The 575-nt window shown below is 70.6% G+C and carries 1 pseudogene; it reads left to right on the top strand.

Annotated features, from left to right (window positions below):
• Positions 1-575, top strand: a pseudogene (locus tag ACFFNX_RS27360) (thiamine pyrophosphate-requiring protein); the annotation flags it as partial.

Genomic DNA, 575 nt, shown 5'->3' with positions numbered 1-575 from the left:
GCGCAGCTGCCGAACCTGATCGACCGCGCGATGCGGATCGCGCTGGCCGAGCGGGCGCCCACGGCGATCATCATCCCCTCCGACCTGCAAGAGGAGGAGTACGCGCCGCCGGCCCACGCGTTCAAGAACGTCCCGTCATCCACACCCGGCTACACGCCGCCGGTGACGCGGGCGCCGGAGGAGGAGATCGCGAAGGCCGCCGAGATCCTCAACCAGGGCTCGAAGGTGGCGATCCTGGTCGGTCAGGGGGCCCGGTCCGCGGCGGTCGAGGTCATGGAGGTCGCCGAGCTCACCGGCGCCGGCGTCGCCAAGGCGCTGCTCGGCAAGGACGTGCTGCCCGACGACCTGCCCTACGTCACCGGCGCCATCGGCCTGCTCGGCACGCGGCCCTCCTATGAGCTCATGCGCGACTGCGACACGCTGCTGATCGTCGGGTCCAATTTCCCGTACAGCCAGTTCCTGCCGGAGTACGGGGACGCCAGGGGGATCCAGATCGACATCGACGGCCGGATGATCGGGATGCGCTACCCGACCGAGGTCAACCTCGTCGGCGACGCGGCCGAGACCCTGCGCGC

The organism is Actinoallomurus acaciae, from assembly GCF_042429965.1.
Lineage (GTDB): Bacteria > Actinomycetota > Actinomycetes > Streptosporangiales > Streptosporangiaceae > Actinoallomurus > Actinoallomurus acaciae.
This window is presented reverse-complemented; position numbering and strand designations above follow the sequence as displayed.